The organism is Desulfovibrio piger ATCC 29098 (assembly GCF_000156375.1).
Taxonomy (GTDB): Bacteria; Desulfobacterota; Desulfovibrionia; order Desulfovibrionales; family Desulfovibrionaceae; genus Desulfovibrio; species Desulfovibrio piger.
On record NZ_DS996359.1, the window covers coordinates 345,941 to 365,531 of the forward strand.

At 64.7% G+C, this 19,591-nt stretch carries 17 protein-coding genes; 4 read left to right on the top strand and 13 right to left on the bottom strand.

Annotated elements, in window-relative coordinates; translation table 11 throughout:
• Window positions 1-210: 210 nt before the first annotated feature.
• The 6 genes from DESPIG_RS08175 to DESPIG_RS08200 all read right to left on the bottom strand — a co-directional run bounded on the left by DESPIG_RS08175 (window position 211) and on the right by DESPIG_RS08200 (window position 9,043).
• The gene (locus tag DESPIG_RS08175) at window positions 211-1,104 is read right to left on the bottom strand and encodes a hypothetical protein (RefSeq protein WP_006007340.1); all 894 of its coding nucleotides are present in this window, start codon (window positions 1,102-1,104) and stop codon (window positions 211-213) included.
• A 323-nt stretch (window positions 1,105-1,427) separates the two neighbouring features.
• Window positions 1,428-2,705: an adenylosuccinate synthase gene (locus DESPIG_RS08180; RefSeq protein ID WP_006007342.1), complete on the bottom strand. Its 1,278-nt coding sequence runs from the start codon at window positions 2,703-2,705 to the stop codon at window positions 1,428-1,430.
• A gap of 306 nt (window positions 2,706-3,011) precedes the next feature.
• On the bottom strand, window positions 3,012-5,552 hold the full coding sequence (locus DESPIG_RS08185) for a YidC/Oxa1 family membrane protein insertase (protein WP_006007346.1): 2,541 nt from the start codon (window positions 5,550-5,552) through the stop codon (window positions 3,012-3,014).
• 36 nt (window positions 5,553-5,588) lie between these two features.
• Window positions 5,589-6,923, bottom strand: coding sequence for a CDP-glycerol glycerophosphotransferase family protein (locus DESPIG_RS08190; protein WP_006007347.1), 1,335 nt, complete (start codon window positions 6,921-6,923; stop codon window positions 5,589-5,591).
• Window positions 6,920-8,398: a phosphotransferase gene (locus DESPIG_RS12895; protein WP_006007349.1), complete on the bottom strand. Its 1,479-nt coding sequence runs from the start codon at window positions 8,396-8,398 to the stop codon at window positions 6,920-6,922. Before DESPIG_RS12895 ends, DESPIG_RS08190 begins: the two co-directional genes overlap by 4 nt.
• A gap of 282 nt (window positions 8,399-8,680) precedes the next feature.
• Window positions 8,681-9,043 carry a hypothetical protein gene (locus DESPIG_RS08200; protein WP_040369726.1) on the bottom strand — a complete coding sequence of 121 codons (363 nt, stop codon included), beginning with the start codon at window positions 9,041-9,043 and terminating at the stop codon, window positions 8,681-8,683.
• 215 nt (window positions 9,044-9,258) lie between these two features.
• On the opposite strand from DESPIG_RS08200, the gene DESPIG_RS08205 reads away from it, so the two are divergent.
• A complete protein-coding gene (locus DESPIG_RS08205) occupies window positions 9,259-10,539 on the top strand; it encodes a hypothetical protein (RefSeq protein ID WP_006007358.1) in 1,281 nt (426 codons plus the stop codon).
• A gap of 80 nt (window positions 10,540-10,619) precedes the next feature.
• Window positions 10,620-12,308: a cobyrinic acid a,c-diamide synthase CobB gene (locus tag DESPIG_RS08210; protein WP_147589002.1), complete on the top strand. Its 1,689-nt coding sequence runs from the start codon at window positions 10,620-10,622 to the stop codon at window positions 12,306-12,308.
• A 405-nt stretch (window positions 12,309-12,713) separates the two neighbouring features.
• Here DESPIG_RS08210 and DESPIG_RS08220 read toward each other — a convergent pair whose 3' ends face one another.
• The 7 genes from DESPIG_RS08220 to DESPIG_RS08250 form a co-directional block, all read right to left on the bottom strand.
• Window positions 12,714-13,292 (bottom strand): nitroreductase family protein, encoded by a 579-nt coding sequence (locus DESPIG_RS08220; protein WP_006007363.1) that lies wholly within the window; start codon window positions 13,290-13,292, stop codon window positions 12,714-12,716.
• A gap of 362 nt (window positions 13,293-13,654) precedes the next feature.
• Window positions 13,655-14,299: a redox-sensing transcriptional repressor Rex gene (locus DESPIG_RS08225; RefSeq protein ID WP_006007367.1), complete on the bottom strand. Its 645-nt coding sequence runs from the start codon at window positions 14,297-14,299 to the stop codon at window positions 13,655-13,657.
• A 377-nt stretch (window positions 14,300-14,676) separates the two neighbouring features.
• Complete coding sequence (atpE, locus tag DESPIG_RS08230; protein WP_006007371.1) at window positions 14,677-15,000, bottom strand: ATP synthase F0 subunit C; 324 nt, start codon at window positions 14,998-15,000, stop codon at window positions 14,677-14,679.
• A gap of 87 nt (window positions 15,001-15,087) precedes the next feature.
• The gene (gene atpB, locus DESPIG_RS08235) at window positions 15,088-15,792 is read right to left on the bottom strand and encodes a F0F1 ATP synthase subunit A (protein ID WP_040369730.1); all 705 of its coding nucleotides are present in this window, start codon (window positions 15,790-15,792) and stop codon (window positions 15,088-15,090) included.
• 40 nt (window positions 15,793-15,832) lie between these two features.
• A complete protein-coding gene (locus DESPIG_RS08240) occupies window positions 15,833-16,249 on the bottom strand; it encodes a hypothetical protein (RefSeq protein WP_239463801.1) in 417 nt (138 codons plus the stop codon).
• 11 nt (window positions 16,250-16,260) lie between these two features.
• A complete protein-coding gene (locus DESPIG_RS12900; protein ID WP_050760299.1) occupies window positions 16,261-16,737 on the bottom strand; it encodes an AtpZ/AtpI family protein in 477 nt (158 codons plus the stop codon).
• A 285-nt stretch (window positions 16,738-17,022) separates the two neighbouring features.
• Window positions 17,023-18,558 (bottom strand): class I SAM-dependent RNA methyltransferase, encoded by a 1,536-nt coding sequence (locus DESPIG_RS08250; RefSeq protein ID WP_006007379.1) that lies wholly within the window; start codon window positions 18,556-18,558, stop codon window positions 17,023-17,025.
• A gap of 367 nt (window positions 18,559-18,925) precedes the next feature.
• On the opposite strand from DESPIG_RS08250, the gene rplU reads away from it, so the two are divergent.
• Window positions 18,926-19,234, top strand: coding sequence for a 50S ribosomal protein L21 (rplU, locus tag DESPIG_RS08255; RefSeq protein ID WP_006007380.1), 309 nt, complete (start codon window positions 18,926-18,928; stop codon window positions 19,232-19,234).
• Between the two features lie 56 nt (window positions 19,235-19,290).
• Window positions 19,291-19,563, top strand: a complete 273-nt coding sequence (gene rpmA / locus DESPIG_RS08260) for a 50S ribosomal protein L27 (RefSeq protein ID WP_040369732.1) — start codon at window positions 19,291-19,293, stop codon at window positions 19,561-19,563.
• Window positions 19,564-19,591: the final 28 nt, after the last annotated feature.

Here is a 19,591-nt window from a genome sequence, read left to right on the forward strand (position 1 = left end):
ACGGAGGGGAAACGGGGACGGTCCCGTTCGGCGTCGGCGCGACGAACGGCCTCTCCCCCTCGTGCTCCCCCTACCTCTCCAAAACGCGCTCATGGCGTCCCGTGCTCCGCACAGGACGCACGTATCTGTCATGACGGGGCTTTGGGAGAGCTGAAAACAGCCGTGCCGTCATGGGGCAGACACGGGAAGAGGAAGGAAAACGGGAAAAGGTCAGTCCCCCATGCGGGTGACGTGCAGACGGGCGGCCAGGGCTTCCAGCACGCGGGCGGGCGTGACGTTGAAGCCCAGGGCCTCCTGGGCCTCGTTGAACCAGAGGCAGCACTGGACGCGCTTCTCGCGGGGCAGCAGGGCCAGGGCCGTGTCCAGGGGACAGAGGGCATCGTCATTGCCGGACATGACCCGGCTCATGGATTTCTGGCAGGCCAGCAGGATCTGTCCGGCCAGGCGGGCGTCCAGGGCGTTGCGGGCGCCGGTGCGTTCGAACAGGCCGCGGCCGCTGGTGATGAACAGGGCCAGGGCTTCTTCCCAGGGCTGGAGGGCCGGATCACGGGACAGGCTGTCGGGCCAGGGCAGGGTCAGGCAGAGGGAGCGCGAGACCAGCGTGGGCAGGAGCTGTTCGCGCTGGGCGGCCAGCAGGACGAAGCAGGAGGAGGGCGAGGGCTCTTCCAGTGCCTTGAGCAGGGCATTGGCCGCATTGCTGCGGTTCTGTTCCACGCCCATGAGCAGCACCACGCGGCGGCCCTGACCGTGGGGAGCGTCGCGCAGCTTTTGCTTGAGCTCGCGGATATTGTCCACGTTCAGGGCGCGGATGGGGCCGGGATGGGCCTCGTCATCGGCATTGCTGATGCGGCCGTCGTAGGCCAGTACGTCCAGATGCTCACCGGCATCGATCTGCATGCAGGTGGGGCAGATGAGGCAGGGCCCGCCCTCGCTGCCCGGTTGCGGGCAGTTGACGCAGGCGGCCCAGTAGCGGGCCGCGGCCAGACGCTGGGGCTCGGTGCCGCCTTCCAGCAGCAGTACCTGCGGCGGGTTGGCGGACAGGCGGTGGAGCACCTCGCGGATGCGGTCGAAGCCCGGCGTGCTGATGTCCTGGAAAAGCGGCATGGCGTCCCTCGCGGTGCGGGAGCGTGACGGGCCCGCACCATGGCAGGGCTGCCCAGGTGCGCCTCAGGCTCCACCAAAGATGGTTGGCAGGAAAAGGGCCGGCCGGACGGGGCGCGGTGCCTGTCCGGGACAGCACGGTGTCATCCGCACTGCCTGTCATGGCCCATGCTCCCCCCGAGGAACGACCGTGCCCATGTTCGCGTCGTCCCCCTGACAAAAGTTTTTGGAAGGGAGAGGGGGGAGCGCGAGGGGGGAGAGGGAGAACCTTTTTTCAAAAAGGTTTCCCTCTCCCCCCTCGCAGGATCTATCGCAAGCGCGAACGCTTAACGGACGATGGTCTGGGCGCGGTCGGCACCCACGGAGATGAAGGAGACGCGCACGCCGGTGAGTTCTTCGATGCGGGCGATGTAGGCGCGCACGTTGTCGGGCAGCTGCTCGACGCTGGTGCACTGGCTGATGTCGTCTTCGAAGCCGGGCATCTCTTCATAGATGGGCTTCACGCGGCCCAGGGCGCCTTCTTCCTGCGGGGGGTATTCCAGACGCTGGCCGTCCAGTTCGTAAGCCACGCAGATCTGCAGGGCGGGCAGGTTCTGGAGCACGTCCAGCTTGGTCAGGGCGATGTCGGTAAGGCCGCACAGGCGCACGGTCTCGCGCAGGATGACCACGTCCAGCCAGCCGCAGCGGCGCGGACGGCCGGTGGTGGCGCCGAATTCATGACCGTTGGTCTGGATGTAACGGCCGGTGTCGTCTTCCAGCTCGGTGGGGAAGGGGCCGGAGCCCACGCGGGTGGTGTAGGCCTTGACGATGCCCACCACGCGCTCCAGGGCGGAGGGGCCCACACCGCTGCCGGCGGCGGCGGAGCTGGCCACGGTGCTGGAGGAGGTCACGAAGGGATAGGTGCCGTGGTCGATGTCCAGGTGGATGCCTTGGGCGCCTTCGAACAGGATGTCCTGACCGGCGGCCTGGGCCTTCTGGATCTCGGAGGAGGCGTCCTTCAGATAGGGCGTGATGCGCGGGGCGATGGCCAGCAGCTCTTCGCAGACCTGGTTCTCGTCCAGGGTGTCGTACTTGTAGAGCTCGCGCAGCAGGACGTTCTTTTCCAGCAGGGCGTGATGCACTTTTTCGCGCACCAGCTGCGGGTTGATGAGGTCACCGGCACGCAGGCCCACGCGGGAGGCCTTGTCCTCATAGCAGGGGCCGATGCCGCGACCGGTGGTGCCGATCTTCTTGCCGGCACGCTTGGCTTCGCGGGCATTGTCCAGGCTCTTGTGGTAGGGCATGATCAGGTGGGTCTTTTTGCTGATGCCCAGACGGCTGGGGGACACGTCGATGCCCTTGGCCGCCAGTTCGTCCACTTCCTTGAGGAAGACGAAGGGGTCCAGCACCACACCGTTGCCGATCAGGCAGTTTTTGCCCTCGTGCAGGATGCCCGAGGGGATCAGGTGCAGGATGGTCTCCTTGCCCTGGACCTTGATGGTGTGGCCGGCGTTGTTGCCGCCCTGGAAACGCACGATCAGCCCGCTCTGCGCGCTGAGCATGTCCACAATCTTTCCCTTGCCCTCGTCGCCCCACTGGGCGCCGATAATGACCGTATTTGCCATATATCCACCTGCACTGCCCGCATGGCGCGGGCCAAGGCTGAAGTTTTGTCGTCCACACGCGAAAACCCCGTAGCCTGACGACTAAGGGGAACAACGTTGGCCGCAATGCCTTAGTTTTTTCTAGCCGCTAACAGCGGACAAGTCAAATGGCCGGGGCCGTCGGGGGAGGAAAATGGGGAAAATTTTATGAGACCCGCGCGCCGGAGGGGCCGGGGCCGCAAAAAAGGGGGGAAGGGACATCCCTGCCGGGATGCTCCTTCCCCCTTCACGACGCTGCCGGAGCAGCGGGGCCGTCAGGACGGATGGTTATTGGTAGGCGCCTTCGCGCGTGCACTTGGAGGGATCGAACAGGGTGCCTTCCATGCGGTACTGTTCGAAGATGTAGGCATTCTCCTTGTGTTCGCCCCAGCGCGCGCCGCCGCGGGCATGGGTGAGGATGCGCGGCTTGGGCAGGGCGGCCGGGTCACGCATCTCGAACTCGTCGGAGGTGCCGACGCCCTGCAGGGCCAGGGTGGGCACGTCGGCGCTGGACATGAAGGCATCGCTGATGCGCAGCTCGCCGCGCTGATGGGGTTCCTTGACCATCAGGAGGGCGTGGGGACGGCCGGGAGCGTAGGGCGCGGTCTGGAAGACGGTGCCGTCGGGGAATTCCTTGCCGTCGTTGTAGGCACGCTGCACCCTGGGGCTGTCGCTCTCGCCGTGGTCGGAGACCAGGATGATGCGCGTATTGTCGTAGATGCCGGCTTCCTTGAGCTGGTCGAAGAAGATCATCAGGTAGCGCAGCAGGTGGCGTTCGGCGTAGTAGTGCTCGGGCAGCACGCCGTTGACGAAGAAGAGCTGGCCCTCGGTGGCCGGATAGGGGTCGGCCACGATCTCGGGCTGGCCGTCCTTGAGGTCGGGGGCGTAGTGCCACATGTAGTGGGACAGCATGGTGTAGAAGACCTTGGCCGTGCTGCGCGGGGCATCGGTGGTGATGCCCGAGGTGAAGGCGAAGCGGAAAAAGGCGTCGCCCGCGCGGCAGGCGTCCATGCTGGCCACCAGGATGCCGTCGCCGGCGTCATGCCAGTTGCCGTCGTCGTAGATCTTCTGCTTGATGATGTTGGGCGAGGCCTGGAACAGGCCCAGCATGGCGAAGAAGCTGCTGAAGTCCCGCAGGCTGGTGCCCTGGTGGTACTTGAGCTGGAAGTCGTCCTTGACCTGGGGCACGGTGGTGACGTTCTCCACCTTGCCGAGGTGACGCTCGTAGAACTCTTGGTTGAAGAAGTCCAGGCCGTTGAGCATGCAGACGTCGTAGCCGTTGGCGGCGAAGTTGCGGGGCATCACGGCAAAGGCGCTGTTGATGTTCTCTTCCAGCGTCACGTCGCGGCGGGCGTTGACGGCCGCCGGGCTGTAGGCATGGCCGCCGTAGATGCTGGGCAGGCTCATGACCGTGGCGTCGGCCATGGAGATGGTGTCGGGGTACCAGACGAAGCCGTCCATGCCCTTGCGGAAGCCGTTGGTGAACCAGGGGTCGTCCAGCATCCGTTCGATATGGCCGCCGGTGAACATGTCCATGACGATGACGATGACGTTCTCGCCGTCCTTGGAATAGGACTGCATGTCAGCCACGTAGGCGGGCGGGGTGAAGCTGGTCTTGGCCTGTTCGGGCTCTTCGGCGGTCAGGGCGTTCCAGGCCGTGAGGGCCACCAGGGAGAACACGGCGATGGAGAGCACGCGCGGCAGCTGCAGGCGCACCTTGGGGAAGGCGAACAGCAGGGCCGTCAGGCCCAGGGCCACCAGCACGGGAAGCAGGCCGTCCTTGAAGGTGCTCATGGGGCCGGTGAGGGCGGCCTCACGCAGGAAGCGGATGCCGTCCAGGGCACCGAAGTGGCCGGGCAGCACGAAAAGGTTCACGAAGGCGAGGCACAGGGCCCAGAAGGCCACGAAGGCCGGGATGGTCTTGGCTTTGGCCGGGAACCAGAGCCAGAGCACGAAGACCACGAAGAAGGTCAGCGAAAGATAGCGCACCATGCCCAGCAGCACGTCCAGGGGACCGGCGGCGAAGAAGTTGGGGTCGCTGGCGTAGGACTGGAAGGGCACGTACAGGAAGATCAGGATGGCCAGACCGGCGCAGGACAGGCTATAGACCGAGCGCATGGTGGCGGCCATGACGGTGTTCATGCCGCCCTGGGCAAAGCCGGGCTTGCGGAAGCGGGGCAGGCGGATGGGCAGGCGCAGGTTCTGGAGCAGGAAGAAGACGTTGTTCATGGTCCAGAAGATGAGCAGGGCCGAGGCCGCGTTGTACAGCAGCGCCAGGAAGAAAAAGGCGATGATGATGGCCTGCAGGGTGTCCTTGCGCGTCAGGCCCGGGGTGGTCAGCGTGGCGATGATGTTGACCACGGTCATGACGATGGGCAGGGCGTTGACGCCCCAGAGCAGGCCGTCGGGCTGCGAAAGGTCGGGGATCATCAGGCAGGGCTGGCCCTGCAGCTGGGTGAGCCCCAGGATCATGTAGTAGGCGCCGGTCAGGAAGGGGATCTGCAGGGCCACGCCGAAGGCCGAACGGACGGCCAGCAGCGGATGGTAGGCGTAGCGCTTGTAGAGGTTGTTGATGCGGCGCTGGCGCTCGGCCCCCTTGGATTCCTTGCGGATGCGGGCCAGCTGCGGGGCCATGATCATCTGGAGCTTCTTTTCCCGGGCCTGGGTGCCCACGGCCAGACGTCCCAGGGGGATGAAGGCCACGGCGCTGATGCAGGACAGGACGAGGATGCTCAGGCCGTAGTTGTGGGTGAACTGGAGGCTGCCGAGATAGATGGCCCGGTAGATGATCTCGATGGGCAGGATGAATATCTCATACAGAAGCGACATGGCGTTTCCTTGAAAGCATATCCGGCAAGGGCCGTGCTATTTCGTTTTGGGAGCGGCAGCTTCGGCCGCGTGTTCGGCGTCCATGCGGGCCAGGGTGTCCACGGTCCACTGGGCGATGGCTTCACCGCTCTGGCCCCAGCAGGCCACGGATTCCTCGCGGAAGGCGGCGATGGCGGAAGAGGGCGTCTTGAGGGCGCGTTCCACCACGGGCACGATGTTGTTGAAGTCCTCGGGCGAGACCACTTCGCCCAGACGGGCGGCCACGGTGTCTTCCCAGATGACGCCCAGGTCCGCCACCTCGTAGAGTTCGGGGTTGCGCACGGGGATGTCCAGGGTGATGACGGGCTTTTCGTAAAGGAAGGCGAAGTCGAAGCGCACGCAGGACTTGTCCGAGATCATGACGTCGGCCCGGCTCATGGAGGCGGTGGCGTCCATCTCGGTATCGAAGCTGACGTTGGGGTAGTCGCGCAGCATCTCGTGGATGGTGTCCAGCATCTCGGTCTCCACCTTGAGGGACTGGGGATGCGGGCGCAGGATCACGTCATAGCCGGCCTTGGCCAGATCCAGCAGGAAGTTGGGGCCGCAGATGTTGAGGCAGCCCTTGTTGCCCCACGAGGGCGCCACCAGCACCACGGGCGGGGTGCTCTGGCCTTCCTTCTTGTGGGCCTTGGCGGCCAGCTCGTCCAGATAGGGCAGGCCCAGGGAGACGCATTCCTTGGGCGGCAGGCCGCGCAGCTTTTCCACCTTGCGGATGCTGGGCAGCATGAAGTCGCCCACCATCAGGACGGCGTCGTAATGGTCCAGGGAGCCTTTCTGGTACATGGCGATGTCGCCCACGCCGTGGCAGATATGGGCCAGGTTGGTCACGCGGCGCGGACGCGGCATGGGAAAGCCGGGCGTGCCGATGTTGGGCGTGGTGGAGAGCATGATGTCGGCGTGACGACCGGCGGCGCGGGCAAAGGCCGCGGAACCCGTGCCGATATAGCGCGAGTTCATGAGGTCGTTCTCGATGGTCAGGGCCGGGTCCTCCACATCCATGGTGATGTAGGAGAAGGGCACGCCGCGGCGCAGGAAGGCGTCGATGACGGGCTTGAAGGTATAGTAGTAGCTGCGGCCTTCGGAGAACATGAGGATGCGCTCGTGGTGCAGCTGCTTTTCGGGACGGCGTTCGCCCTTGGCCTTGCCCATGATGGCGTAGACGATGTTCTTGACGAAATAGAGCACCGTACCCACCAGGCTGATGGCCAGGTAGACCAGCACGTTGCCCGTGCCGGGGTCGAGGTAGGCGTAGGAGGGCGCGGGGAACAGGGCTTCCAGCACCAGCCAGAGGCCCAGATAGGCGCCCACGGAAATCAGAAAACCGCGCTTCATGCCAGTTTTTCTCCGCGTTGCAGCAGTTTCAGGTTGCGGTCCATTTCCGCGATGCGGCCACGACCGTAGTCGATGCACTCGCGGTAGAAGCCCCACAGGCCCCAGATGTAATCCACGATGATCATGGCCTTGAGCAGGCGGGTGCGGTCCGCGCCGCTGGCTTCGATGAAGCTGTCCAGCAGGGGGCCGGAAAGACGGGTCTCGGTGATGAAGCTGGCGTAGTCCCAGTAGGGCGAGCAGAAACAGGCGTATTCGAAGTCGATGAGCTTGATGTCGTCGCCCTTGCGCAGGATGTTCTCCAGCACGAAGTCGCGATGGCAGAAGCGCTTCTCGTCGCTGTCCATCTCGCGGGCGAAATCGTAGAACAGGCTGCGTTCGTGATCGGCCAGCAGGTTGACGCCGCTCTGGCGTTCGTAGAGCTTGACCTCGGAAAGCACGGAGAGCACGGCGCTGGGGCCGTACTTTTCGCGGAAGCCCTCAGGCATGCGGATGTCATGCAGACGGCGCATGATGTCCACCACACCGCGCACCTCGAACTGGTCCAGGGTGTCGTGGTTCAGGATGCGGTAGCCTTCCAGAAAGTCCGTGGTCTTGATGCCGCCCGCGTAGAAGTGGCACTCGGGCGTGATGTCCAGATCCTTCACCATTTCCAGCATGGCCGCTTCCACGCTGCGGTCGATGATCTGGTCGGTGCCCTGGCCGGGGATGCGCAGCACAAGGCCCTTGCCGTCCAGCTGGATGTGGTAGGTATCGTTGGTCAGGCTCTTGAGCTTTTGGGCCATCTGGGTCTCGGAGCACTGGTCGGCCAGCTCGTCGGGCGTCAGCAGGCCCAGGGAAAGGGCGTCGCTCAGGCTGTCGATCTCGCAGAGCAGCATCTTCACCCGCGTGGCGTAGACGGGCACGCGGTCCAGGATGCGGATGACGGAGTCTTCCCAGTAGTCGTCCGGGCCGCTCTTGTCCAGTTCCTCGCGGATGAGGGCCGCGGCCTCCTCGGTCCAGTAGGAGACGCCGGACATGCAGTAGCCCGAGGGCGAATCCTTGCGCACGGAGACCACGCGGTCGTCGGCATCGGTGATCAGTTCCCACTCGTTGCCCTGCTGGGTCTGCTGGCAGATGAACTGCGAGACCCCGGGACGCACCAGGGGCACCACCGGACGGCGGATGTAGGTGTCACCGTCGATGACCAGGCTGTCGCCCAGGCGGTGGGCCACCAGCTGGAGGGAGGAATAATTGTTGGCCGTGGCATACTGCGCCGAGACGATGAGCTGGACGCCGTATTTGTCCACGAGATAGTTGAAGCATTCGTGTTTGTAACCGACCACCAGGGCGATGTCGGTGACGCCGTCGGCATGGAGCTGGCGGATGGTACGTTCCACCAGCGGATAACCGCCGATGTAGAGCAGGGGCTTGGGCTTCAGATAGGTGAAGGGGCGCAGACGCGTCCCGAAGCCGGCACAAAGAATGTTGGCACGCATGGGAACCACTCCTGTGCGTTGTGCGGGGATGTGACGGACATCCCCGATGCTGGTGAGGGGGACTGCGCTTGCGCAGGAAAACCTTTCCCCCGGGGTTCGCGATCCCGGATGCCGTATCCGGGGTGCGGAGGTTTCTCACGACACGCAAAAAAAAGGCAAGGGCTGTCTGGCGGTTGCCGCCGGACGGGTCGGGCCGGAAGGTCGGAAGACGGCCCGGCCAATGCTGTACAAGGCGAAGCGTCAGTTTTTTGTGAGTGAAGTTCGAACTGGGGGAGATCCCGCTCAGTCGTCCTTGCGGGAGGTGGCCGTATCCCCCGGCGCGGGACGGAACGAAAGGACACGGCAGCGGTGCGGCGCGGGGGCCTCCGCCTGGCCCTGCATCAGGTCGAAGTCGGGGGCCAGGGGCTGGGCCGCGGGGGCGGGGCCGTCCTCATGCGGCTGGGCCTGCTGTGCCCAATAATAATTGAACAGCTGGTTCTTGTAGCGTTTGGCCTGGATCATGGAAAAGACCAGGACGGCCTCTTCCCAGCGCTGGGTCGGTTCGAAACGGCTGGCGATGGTGGCGTACTTGCTCCACAGCGACATGAGCGATGCCTCGTCGAGGGCATCCAGCTGGCGGGCAAGGCGGGTGAGCAGTTTTTCCATGGTTTCCTCCGGCAGAAGCGCGTATATCGCGCCGTCGTTATGGCCCATTTGCGGGCCTGCGTCAAATCCGGCGCCTCTTCGGGCCAGCGGAAGGCCCCCCCGGCGGGCCTTCCGCCCTTTGGGGCATGTACTGGTGGACAGGGGCGTTTTGTGCTACACCATTGCCGCGCCGCGAAGCGCTTTCACCTTTTTTGCTAGGCATACCTGGAGGCATCATGACGACCGACCTGAAGGCCATGTACAAGAAAGTCCACAAGGACGCTTTTCCCGAGACCATGACCATTTTGCTGGGTGACGAAAAGCTTGTGTACCACAAGCGCGTCTGGACCCTGGACAACGAGGAAAAAGGTCTGCGCTACGGCGAAAACCCCGACCAGCCCGCTGCCCTGTATGAACTGCGTGAAGGTGGCATCACCTGCGGCGGCCTGCGCTGGCGTGGCCCCGGTCAGGGCATCGTGTCGGCCATGACCGAAGCCCAGATGATCCAGGCCGGCAAACACCCCGGCAAGACCAACCTCACCGACGTGGACAACGGCGCCAACATCCTGCAGTACCTCAGCGAGCGCCCCGCGGCCATCATCCTCAAGCACAACAACCCCTGCGGCGCCGCCTGGGACGACGGCGGCGTGGCCGCTGCCCTGGACAAGGCCTTCTGGTGCGACCGCATCGCCGCTTTCGGCGGCGCGGTGGTGGTCAACCGCCCCTTCACCCGCGAGGCCGCCGAGATGGTGGCCGCCAGCTACTTCGAAGTGGTGGCCGCTCCTGCCTATGAAGAAGGCGCCGTGGAGATCCTCAAGGGCCGCAAGAACCTGCGCATCATGGAACTGCCCGGCCTGGGCCGCCTGGACGAACTGACGCAGTCCGCCTTCCTGGACATCAAGAGCCTGGCCGACGGCGGCATCGTGGTGCAGAAATCTTTCGTGAACCGCATCCTGACCGATGCCGACTTCCTGCCCGCCGAAGCCACGGACAAGAACGGCGTCACCGTCACCGCCCGCAAGCCCAACGCCCAGGAAATGGCCGACCTGCGCTTTGCCTGGGCCGTGGAAGCCGGCGTGACCTCCAACTCGGTCATCTTTGCCCGCAACGGCGCCACCGTGGCCATCGGCACCGGTGAGCAGGACCGCGTGGGCTGCGTGGAACTGGCCATCCACAAGGCCTACACCAAGTACGCCGACACCCTGGCCTTCCGCGAGCACAACCTCTCCTTCTACGAGCTCAAGCAGAAGGCCGCCACCGACGTCGCCCTCAAGGCCGCTCTGGACGACATCCAGGCCCGTACCCAGGAGGCCCGCGGCGGCCTGCCCGGCACGGTGCTGATCTCCGACGGCTTCTTCCCCTTCCGTGACGGCGTGGACGCCGCCATGGCCCAGGGCGTCACCGCCATCGGCCAGCCCGGCGGCTCCATGCGCGATACCGAAGTCATCGCTGCCTGCAACGAAGCCAGCCCGCAGGTGGCCATGGTCTTCACCGGTCAGCGTTCCTTCAAGCACTAGTCTCCCTCAGGGCACGACACCGGCCGGTGTCGTGCCCTTTTTTCATGCCCGCGGCCCTGCCGCCTTCCCGTCAGCCAAGGATGCCCGCCGTGTCTTCCCATCCCCGTATGCCCCGCACAGGGGCCCCGTCCGCCCGTATCTGCATCTCCGCCCTGTCCGGGGGCGGCGGCAAGACCCTGCTCTCGCTGGGGCTGGCGCGGGCCTTTTCCCGGCAGGGACTGGCCGTCCAGCCTTTCAAGAAAGGCCCGGACTATATCGATGCGGCCTGGCTCTCGCTGGCGGCCGGACGGCAGGCCAGCAATCTGGACCCCTATTTCCTGCCCCCCGCGCGTCTGCGGGCCCTGTTCCGGCATGTGATGGAGCGCAGCGGGGCCCGGCTGGCCCTGCTGGAAGGCAACCGCGGCCTTTTCGACGGCATGGACGTGCGGGGCTCCTGCGCCACGGCCGAACTGGCCCGCACGCTGGACTGCCCCGTGCTGCTCAGTCTGGACTGCACCAAGATGACCCGCACGGCCGCTGCCCTAGTGGCCGGGGTACGGAATTTCGAGCCCGGCCTGCGTCTGGCGGGCGTGGTGCTCAATCAGGTGGCCTCGGCCCGGCACGAAGGCATCTTGCGTGAGGCCATCACCACCTACACGGACGTGCCCGTGCTGGGGGCCATCCCCCGCCTGCGCGAGAACCCCCTGCCGGAACGGCACATGGGGCTGGCCTCCCTGTGCGGCGACGATCTGAGCCCGCAGGCTCAGGAGATCCTGGAAAAACTGGCTGATGTGGTGCGCGATCATGTGGACATGGAGCGCGTGCTGGCCATCGCCGACGATCTGCCCGCTTTGCCCGAGGAGCCGGATTTCTGGGACGAGGCCGCCTGGGCCGGGGAGGGCGCCGTGGCCCCTTCCGGCGCAGGGCGGTCTGCCGCCTGCCATGCGGGCACGGCCTTCGCTGCCGGAGCTGGTGCGTCCTGCGAAGGGGCCGCACCGACGGGAACGCTGTCCGTTACCTCCCCGCGGGCCACGACGCCTGACAGCACGCAGACGGGCAGGGATGAGGGCATCGTCGCCTCTCGCTGTCGGACGCTTCGTCCTGCGGACAGCCCGGAGCCTGCCCCGCGCATCGGTTATGTGCGCGACCGGGCCCTGTGGTTCTATTATGAGGAGAACCTCGAGGCCCTGCGCCGGGCCGGGGCGGAGCTGGTGCGTCTTTCCCTGCTGGATGACGCGCCGTGGCCGGAGCTGGACGGTCTCTATCTGGGCGGCGGTTTCCCCGAAGACTGGGCCCGGGAGCTGGCGTCTTCGCCGCATCTGGCCCGTCTGGCCACGCTGGCCGGGGAGGGCCTGCCCATCTACGCCGAATGCGGCGGCTTCATGGTCCTGGCCTCGGCTCTGGAGCGTGACGGGCAACGCTGGCCCATGAGCGGCATCTTTCCCGTGGAGACCCGTTTCTGTCCCAAGCCGCAGGGCCTGGGCTATGTGCGGGCCGACGTGGTGCTGCCCAATCCCTATTTTCCCCAGGGTTCCGCCCTGCGAGGCCATGAATTCCACTATTCCCTCTGCCACGAGCCTGCCGCCGTCAGCGGCCGTCTGGAGCATGCCCTGCGCCTGCGCAAGGGCACGGGCATGGGCCGCGATGCCGAGGGCCACGGCCGTGATGGCCTGGTGAGCGGCCGTGTCTGGGCCGCCTACTGCCACATCTTCGCCCCGGCAGTGCCCGGATGGGCCCCCCGTTTCGTGGATCTGGCCCGCTGTTATCGCCGGGAACGGACTGGGGGATAGAGAAGTTTTTTTATGAGGGGGGAGAGGGACACCTTTTGGGAAAAAGGTTCTCCCTCTCCCCCCTCCAACTCCCCCCTTTCCCTTCCAAAAACTTTTATCAGGAGGCGCTGCAGGATATGGCGGGCCTGCTGACTGTGCTGCGGCGGGTATGATCGACGGACAGGGATGCGCCCTGTCCGGTTTTGATGCGATGGAAAAGGCAGCATTCCCGGAGCCGATACTCCGGGGATGCTGCCTTTTATTGTGCGTTTTTTGGGGGGGGAAAGAGACTTGGGAGAGGAACGTCTTTTGCCGTGAGCAATGCCGGAGAGCGGCAAAAAAGGCCGTGATCTGCGGCGTCGCCGGAGCCTTGCGGGCCTCGACGGCAGGGATTACGGGGCCTCTCCCCAACGTGTCGCTGCGCTCCTAAAAACGGTTCAGAACAAGCTTGTCCAGCGCCAGTTTGGGCACGTAGTGCACCTGATCGGCGTCACGCCAGTAGCCCAGGGCGCCGCTTTCGGGCACGTCGGCCACGCGGCGCACTTCCTTGGCCACGCCAAGGCCCAGGACCAGCGTGGGGCGCAGCTCCTCGGGGAGCCGGACCAGCTCGCTCACTCCGGCGTGATCGAACGAGGCGATCATGCAGCAGCCCCAGTCACGGCTGGAGGCCGCCAGATTGATGGTCTGGGCCGCGATGCCCGTATCCAGCCAGACCAGATCGCCCGCGTTCTTGGGCATGCTCATGACGATGAAGCCCGTGGGACGCTCGCCGGGGAAGGGACCGCCCCAGTCCTTGAGGGCCGCCGCCCATTTGGTCATGCCGAACAGGCGCTGGCAGGTCTCGCCGGGGCCCACGAGGCTGTAACGCAATTGCTGGGCGTTACGGGCGCAGGGGGTCAGGCGGGCGCAGTCCACCAGCCATTCCAGATCCGCCATCTGCAGCGGACGTTCTTCCTCGAAACGGCGGCAGGTACGGGCCGCCAGTGCCAGTTGCTTGAAATCCATATGGGCTCCGCAGGTGAGAAAGGATGGCCGGGATACCCGGCAGGGAGGACAAAAAAATAGCACCTGCGGGAGCACGCGTCTACCGTGGGCAGCGCATCCCGGCGAGGAGGCGTCCGCCGGGATGGCGACGCGGCACGGGGCGGCAACGTGCCCGGGACGGGAAGGGCATGCGCAGTGGCGGAGAGCAGCCCCCGGGAAGACCGGTCAGCTGCGGCGGCAGGCAGGGCGGTATCGTGCATCCTGCAGGCTCCGGCACCGCGCTGCGTGATGGCAGCGGCTCCACCGTTGCCCTGCTGGGGTCCAAAACACGAAAGGGGAGGCGCCTGTGGGCGTCTCCCCTGAAAACCGTCGTGTGATGAGGACTAGCGGTGCTGGCTCGTGTGATCGAAGGCCAGGGCGTAGAGATGGTGGAAAAAGTCCACATACTCCACATGCACATGGTCCGGGGTCTTGATGCGCGCCGGGGCAAAATTGAGGATGGAGGTGATGCCCGCATCCATCAGGTGCTGGGCAGCACGCTGGGCGCGTTCGGGCGGCGTGGTGATGATGCCGATCTCGATGTTCTGCTCGGCCACCATGGCCTTGAGGTCCTTGGTGCAGTGCACTTCCAGACCGTGGACAATCTCGCCGATCTTGAAGGGGTCGCAGTCGAAGATGCCCACGATGTTGAAGCCGCGGGCGCGGAATTCGCCGTGGTTCAGGATGGCCTTGCCCAGGTTGCCGACGCCCACGAGCGCCATGCGCCATTCGCGGTCGACCCCCAGGGAGGAGGTGATGGCCGCAATAAGGGAGGTTATGTGATAGCCCACACCGCGGATGCCGAATTCGCCGAAGTAAGCCAGGTCTTTGCGGACCTGGGAGCCGTTGACCCCGCAGGCCTCGGCCAGGGGATTGGAGGAGATGACTTCAACGCCGTCGCGCGCAAAATTTTCCAGCACCTGCACATAGGTGGCCAGGCGCTGGATCGTGGCGTGGGGGATATGTTTGCTTTTGGGTTCCGTGGGCATAATCGATACCTGCTCAAGCTTGTGATGCTTTTGTGAAATTTAGGTTTTTCAATTTACTGGAAAAAAAAAGAATCCGCAAGCATCGGAAATACAACCTTTATTCCTTGCATACCCGGGCCGGCGAAATGATATGCCAATATAATCAGTCTACTGGCAGTGTGAATGGGGGACGGGGAAAAATATTTGATTTTAGAAAATATTTTAAAAAGTTTAGGGGAACTCCTCCAGGTACCGGGATCGGGCCGGCCTGCAGGAAAAGGGGACATTTTGTTACATTATGAAATAATTCCGTGAAGGAGCGAACAACCACGCTGGCGCCGGGCCAAAAAAAAGGGGGGACCGAAGTCCCCCCGTTGCAGCGTTACTGCCTGGACGGCCTACGCATAGGGGTTGGCGTACAGCAGGATGAAGCTGATAACCAGGGCGTAAATGGCCAGGGATTCGATGAAGGCGAAGGCCAGGATCATGGTACCGGTCACTTTGCCGCTCACGTCAGGGTTGCGGGCGATACCTTCGCAGGCGCCCTTCAGGCCCAGACCCATACCGATACCGCAACCGAAAGCGGCGATGCCGATGCCGAGAGCGGCGGCCAGGCAGGTGTAACCCAGGGAAGCGGAATCAAGCTGGTTGGCGGCGAAAGCCATGGAAGCCATACCCAGCAGGGCCACGGTGTTCAGGGCGATCATCAGAAGTTTGCGCATGTGACACTCCTTCAACAGTTTGTATAAGTTGGGTCGTTTCCGACCATTCCCCACATATTCGGGGCTGCCGCAAGGGCAGCGGGCTGATTAATGTTCCGGGGCCTCGATGGCGCCCTTGATGTAGAACATGGTCAGCATGAAGAACACAAAGGCCTGCATGGTCTTGCCCAGCAGGAACAGGGCGTAGATCGGGATGGTGCCCAGGATGGGAGCCATGATGAAGAAGAGCACCATAACGATTTCTTCACCGCGGATGTTACCGAAAAGACGGAGAGACAGAGAGACGGGGCGCGACAGGTGCGACACGATCTCCAGGGGGAACATCAGCGGGATGAGGAACTTGGAGGGCCCGGTGAAGTGGTGCACGTAGTGCGCCTTCCAGCGGATGATACCCAGGGCGTTGTAGAACACGAGCACGAACAGGGCCATGCTCACGGTGGTGTTCAGGTTGGCCGTGGGGGCGTCGAAGCCGGGGATCAGGCCCAGCAGGTTCATGCCGAAAATGTAGATGAACATACCGGCCAGCAGCGGCACGAAGCGGCGGCCGGCCTCACCCATCGTGTTGCAGATGAAGTTCTCGATGGTATCGATGAGAGCTTCAAAGAAGTTCTGCATGCCTCCGGGCACCAGGGTCAGGCGACGGCGCACGAGATAGGCCACCACGAAGAGCACGGCCATACAGACCCAGGAGTAGAAGACATGTTTGAATTCCACCACCTGTCCGCCGATCGTGATCTGGTCCATGTTGCAGAACGTGGAGAGTAATACCGGATGCGGCAAACCACCAGCCATGAGACATGCCTCCTGCTCGGTTAAGGTGAAAAATCCGGCGCTAGCGCTTTCCGGCCGCGCGGCTTGCCCACGCGTAGGTAATGAGCGCCAATGCCGTGGCGGCGGCCAACCCTCCCAGCAGGGCCGTCAGCGGCGCCCCGCACACTGCAAGGGCCACATAGGTCACCACGGCCAGTACGGCCAGTCTGCCTCCCCAGCGCAAGAGCACCACGCGCAGGAACGCCGTACTGTATTCACCAAGGGGCTGCCGCAAGAAAAAGCGGGCCAATCCCCAAAAAGTCCAGGTTATCATTGCCGCGCCCACGCCGAACCAGAACAGGCCGGGCATGTGCGCATAACCGACGCCGCCCATCCCAAGGCAGATGCCGGTAAACAAAATCAAATTCCGCACCAGCGGCAGAATGACCGGATGACTTATACCCCGACGCCAGAGCCAGTTGTCAATATCTTTCAGCAAGGGTCCTAACATTATCCGTCATTGCGGTCGTGACCGCCGGTCTTCGTGCCTTCGCCCTCGGGGGCTTCCGGGCCGGTCGTGCCGTTGCGCAGCTGCGCCGTGGGGGCCTTGCCGCCGGTTTCCCGGCTGACGGCGGCAGTCTCCGCCGCGCAGGCCCGGGCGATGCTGTCCGGGACGACCGTTTTTTTCTTCACCGTGACGCGTTCCGGCCTGTCGGCCAGGGCTTCGGCACGTTTTTGTTCTTCTTCGCGGGACATCTTGCGCAGCAGGCGCTGGGTATCCTCATAGACGTTCATGAAGCCGGCGATGATCCCGATGACCAGGAAGACCAGCTTCAGCCAGGGACCCGTCTCCAGCCAGGCATCGAGTCCGTAGCCTATGGCGAAACCCACCAGCGGGCCGCTCACCATATGCATACCGATGGTGCCCGTGGTGGCAAGGGATTCCATGCCCTTGCTCTGCTGTTTGAAAATGTCCTTCAGTGACACGTTTTCTCCTGCCTCCGGCTGTGATGACGGGCGGGTGAGGATCACAAAATCCTTTGGACCCCCTGAAGCCGTGTCAATGTACAAATTATCACAATGGCATCACTGCGTCAATGCAATTTGTGGATTTGCACCGGCTCCCCGTCCGGAAGCTCTCATGAAAGATTATCCTATCTCATTGAAAAATAATCAACTTTTTAACTATCTGACATATTTTATAAAAAGGACCAAAAGTCCCGAAAGCGTCAAAAATCCGTACCGCGCGGGCGCCGGAAAAAGCCCTTTGCCTCAGGCGCGGCGCTGCCAGCAGCTCACGCTTTCCACATGCGGGCTGTGGGGGAAAAGGTCCAGCGGCGTCACCTGCATCAGCTCATAATCGGCGGACAGCGCCCGGGCGTCGCGGGCCAGGGTGGCCGGATTGCACGAGATGTAGACCAGGCGCTCCGGCGCCAGATGGAGCAGGGCCTCCAGGGCTTCCGGGGCCACACCGCCGCGCGGCGGGTCCAGCAGGGCATGGTCCCAGTGGCCGGGCCCGTGCTCGCGGGCCAGGGCCGTCAGCAGGCGGGCGGCGTCCCCGACCTCGTAGCGGCAGTTGCCGAATCCGAAACGGCGGGCATTGCGTTCCGCCAGGAGCACGGCACGGCGGTCGTATTCCATGCCCAGCACCTCGTCGAAATGTCCCGCGGCCAGCAGGCCCGGGGCCCCGGCACCGCAATAGACGTCCAGCAGACGGCGGGGCGTCGCATCCGGCCGGAGGGAAAGGAGCATCTCCACGGCCGTGGCGGCCAGCAGTTCGGCGGCCCGGCTGTTGACCTGGAAGAAAGAGGCGGGATCGAGGCCGAACCAGCGGCCGCCCAGGGGCAGATACAGCGGGGCCCCGTCGTCCGGCAGGGCCTCGCCCCGGCGGTCGAGGCAGAGCACGCGCCGTTCTCCGGCCACCAGGGCGTCGGGCGTGGCGCGCTCCTCATGGACGAAGGCCTGGACGCACGGGAAGGCGTCCAGCAGCTCCCGGCCCATGCGGGCCACGGTACGGCGCTGTTCCGCCGTGCCCGGGCTGGTGACGCAGGTGAGCCACCAGCGGCGCCCCGGGGCATCGCTCGCGGCGACCTGCGCCGGATCGGGATCGGGCCAGCCGTAGCGCACCACGAGGAAGCGCCAGAAGCCGCGGTCCTCCGCACCGGGGCGTTCCCGCCGGGGGCGCCGTCCGCGTCCCTTGTCCGCACGGGGGCGCAGGCGGCCTTCTTCGGCGGCGCTGCGCGGCGGCACATAGGCGGGCAGGCCGCTGCGGGCAGCCAGACCGGCGCAGGCCGTGACAAGCTCCAGCCCCTCGCCGGGCAGCAGGGCACAGCCGGGTACCGGCAGCACCTGCAGGCCGCCGCGCCGGCGCAGGCCCAGGCACAGGCTGCCGTCGGCAGGACCGAAGGCGAATTCCATCTTGTTGCGGAAGGCCCGCTGTTCCGGAGAGCCTAGGGCGGGGCGCAGGGGCAGGGCGGCATCCCGGCCCAGACCGCCGATGCGCTCCAGGGCGTCGCGCACCAGCTGGCCTTTCCAGCGCAGCTGGGCCGCATAGGGCAGGCGCTGCCAGGGGCAGCCGCCGCAGTCCTCGCCGTGGGGGCAGATGTCCGCCGCCAGGGCCACGTCTTCCAGCACCGCCGTGCGCTGGGCCTCCCAGAAGCGCTTCTGGCGGCGGATGATGCGGGCCCGTACCGTCTGGCCGGGCAGGGAGCCCGCGACGAAAATGACAGGCCCTCCGTCCTCGGGGCGGTGCAGGCCGCGGCCATCGTGGCTCAGGGCGTCGATGCGGCAAACGATCTCATCGGTCATGGCGGAACAGGGGGTTGGAGTGGCGGGGAGCAGGCCGGAGGGGCCTGCGGCACGATGATCTTTCTTGTAGCGGCTTTGCCCCGGGCTGGCAATGTACGGGAAGGGCGGCGGGATGGTGCCCCCGCACCCCCGCGCGACGGCAAAAGCGCGCCCGGCGCGGAAAAAATCCGGCGGCAGGCAAAAAAGCATTGCCTCCCGTCACTTCCTGTGCTATGCAACGCAACTGGCCTACGCCTCTGTCTGGCCCCGACTACCGCGCGTCCCACCACTGGATGCGTGGCCTGTGGCGCGGCCAAGAACAAAAATCACTTGACTTTTCTTGTAGCATGAGGCAAACAGGCCTCTCTCTTTTCGGAGGTTTAAGAGCATGTACGCTATTATTGAAACGGGCGGCAAACAGTACCGCGTCGAAGAAGGTTCCAAGATCGTTGTGGAAAAGCTCGCTGGCGAAGCCGGCAGCGAAATCAAGCTGGACAAGGTGCTGATGCTTGGCGGCGCCGACGTGAAAGTGGGCGCTCCCTATGTGGAAAACGCTGCCGTGACCGCCGAAGTGGTGGAACAGGGCCGCGGCGCCAAGGTCATGGTGTTCAAGCGCTGGCGTCGTAACGACTCGCGCAAGCTGCGCGGTCATCGTCAGGACTGCACCACCATCCGCGTCAAAAGCATTAACGGCTAGCTTGGCGGCGTGTCCCCACGGGGACGCACGGCAATCTGCCTTGTAAGGAGTATACCATGGCTCATAAGAAAGCAGGCGGCTCTTCGCGTAACGGCCGCGACAGTGCGGGCCAAAGACGCGGCGTGAAGCGCTTTGGCGGCCAGAACGTGCTGGCTGGCAACATCATCGTGCGTCAGCTCGGCACCAAGATCTATCCCGGCACCAACGTGGGCATGGGCAGGGACTACACCCTGTTCGCCAAGGTTGACGGCGTGGTGCGTTTTGAAAAGTACATCCGCAAGCGTCGCGTGCTCACCCGCGTGCATGTGGAAGCCCCCGTTGCCGAATAACGGCGCGGCAAGGCGTGATTTTTGAAGG

What these genes read in the sequence shown, in the direction of transcription:
- DESPIG_RS08175 (WP_006007340.1), bottom strand. Translation starts at nt 1,104, where the DNA reads ATGCCGCTTTTCCAGGACATCAGCACGCCGGGCTTCGACCGCATCCGC.
- DESPIG_RS08180 (WP_006007342.1), bottom strand. Translation starts at nt 2,705, where the DNA reads ATGGCAAATACGGTCATTATCGGCGCCCAGTGGGGCGACGAGGGCAAG.
- DESPIG_RS08185 (WP_006007346.1), bottom strand. Translation starts at nt 5,552, where the DNA reads ATGTCGCTTCTGTATGAGATATTCATCCTGCCCATCGAGATCATCTAC.
- DESPIG_RS08190 (WP_006007347.1), bottom strand. Translation starts at nt 6,923, where the DNA reads ATGAAGCGCGGTTTTCTGATTTCCGTGGGCGCCTATCTGGGCCTCTGG.
- DESPIG_RS12895 (WP_006007349.1), bottom strand. Translation starts at nt 8,398, where the DNA reads ATGCGTGCCAACATTCTTTGTGCCGGCTTCGGGACGCGTCTGCGCCCC.
- DESPIG_RS08200 (WP_040369726.1), bottom strand. Translation starts at nt 9,043, where the DNA reads ATGGAAAAACTGCTCACCCGCCTTGCCCGCCAGCTGGATGCCCTCGAC.
- DESPIG_RS08205 (WP_006007358.1), top strand. Translation starts at nt 9,259, where the DNA reads ATGACGACCGACCTGAAGGCCATGTACAAGAAAGTCCACAAGGACGCT.
- DESPIG_RS08210 (WP_147589002.1), top strand. Translation starts at nt 10,620, where the DNA reads ATGCCCGCCGTGTCTTCCCATCCCCGTATGCCCCGCACAGGGGCCCCG.
- DESPIG_RS08220 (WP_006007363.1), bottom strand. Translation starts at nt 13,292, where the DNA reads ATGGATTTCAAGCAACTGGCACTGGCGGCCCGTACCTGCCGCCGTTTC.
- DESPIG_RS08225 (WP_006007367.1), bottom strand. Translation starts at nt 14,299, where the DNA reads ATGCCCACGGAACCCAAAAGCAAACATATCCCCCACGCCACGATCCAG.
- atpE (WP_006007371.1), bottom strand. Translation starts at nt 15,000, where the DNA reads ATGCGCAAACTTCTGATGATCGCCCTGAACACCGTGGCCCTGCTGGGT.
- atpB (WP_040369730.1), bottom strand. Translation starts at nt 15,792, where the DNA reads ATGGCTGGTGGTTTGCCGCATCCGGTATTACTCTCCACGTTCTGCAAC.
- DESPIG_RS08250 (WP_006007379.1), bottom strand. Translation starts at nt 18,558, where the DNA reads ATGACCGATGAGATCGTTTGCCGCATCGACGCCCTGAGCCACGATGGC.
- rplU (WP_006007380.1), top strand. Translation starts at nt 18,926, where the DNA reads ATGTACGCTATTATTGAAACGGGCGGCAAACAGTACCGCGTCGAAGAA.
- rpmA (WP_040369732.1), top strand. Translation starts at nt 19,291, where the DNA reads ATGGCTCATAAGAAAGCAGGCGGCTCTTCGCGTAACGGCCGCGACAGT.